Origin of the sequence: Limnospira sp. PMC 289.06 (assembly GCF_032350395.1) — a bacterium.
GTDB lineage: Bacteria > Cyanobacteriota > Cyanobacteriia > Cyanobacteriales > Microcoleaceae > Limnospira > Limnospira platensis.
In genome coordinates this window covers 1-1,023 of sequence record NZ_JARPLC010000357.1, presented here as the reverse complement: position 1 = coordinate 1,023, position 1,023 = coordinate 1, and the positions used below count along the sequence as shown (strand labels likewise).

Annotated in this window: 1 protein-coding gene; it reads left to right on the top strand. The window is 46.6% G+C overall.

Going from position 1 to position 1,023, the window contains the following annotated elements; genetic code table 11:
• Positions 1–126 precede the first annotated feature (126 nt).
• Positions 127–810 (top strand): hypothetical protein, encoded by a 684-nt coding sequence (locus P5674_RS25170; RefSeq protein WP_035737094.1) that lies wholly within the window; start codon positions 127–129, stop codon positions 808–810.
• Positions 811–1,023: the final 213 nt, after the last annotated feature.

Sequence of the window (1,023 nt, the reverse complement as noted above, 5' to 3'; positions counted from 1 at the left end):
GTTTCGTTCCTCCACCCAACCTACTAAAGTGGAGTGTGGGGGTTTAAGCGATCGCTCTACGGCTTGGCGAAACTGCACATATATTCACTATCAAAGCAACCAGAAACCATAGTACAATAAACCCAATTGTTTAGATCTCTCTTTATTGAAAAAAAAGGAGTTGTTATGGCTTTAATAAATCTAAATTTATTGTCGGTGATAGCAAAAACGGCAAAAGCTTCGTTGCCTGTGGTTGCAGATATTGCAGAAAAAGCTGCGGTAAAAGTTGTGTTGCCTGTGGTTGCAGATATTGCAGTAGGATCGGTAAAATCTGTGTTGGCCGTTGCAGATATTGCAGCGGGAGCGGCAGAAGCTTCGTTCCCTGTGGTTGTAGATATTGCAGCGGGAGCGGCAGAAGCTTCGTTGGTCGTTGCAGATATCGCAGTAGGAGCGGCAAAAGCTTCGTTCCCTGTGGTTGTAGATATTGCAGTAGGAGCGGCAGAAGCTTCGTTCCCTGTGGTTGTAGATATTGCAGTAGGAGCGGCAGAAGCTTCGTTCCCTGTGGTTGCCACAATTGCAGGCGTAGCGGTAGAAGCGTTGCCTGTGGTTGCCGCAATTGCAGTAGAAGCGGCAGAAGTTTCGTTGCCTGTGGTGACCGGAATTGCAGTGGGAGCGGCAGAAGCTTCCTTGCCTGTGGTTGCCGGAATTGGAGTGGGAGCGGCGGTAGAAGCTTCCTTGCCTGTGGTTGTGCCTGTCGTTATAGGAGCTATGATAATTAACTTGACAGTTCAGATTATTAACTCTCCCGCTACAGTGGAAGCATTATGTTAAAGAAAAAACAACCTCCCCAATAGAAAGACTAAACTAACCTACTACTAAACCTTGTAGGTTGGGTGAAACCCAACAGTAAACCTTGTAGGTTGGATGAAACCCAACAGTAAACCTTGTAGGTTGGGTGAAACCCAACAGTAAACCTTGTAGGTTGGGTGAAACCCAACAGTAAACCTTGTAGGTTGGGTGAAACCCAACAGTAAACCTTGTAGG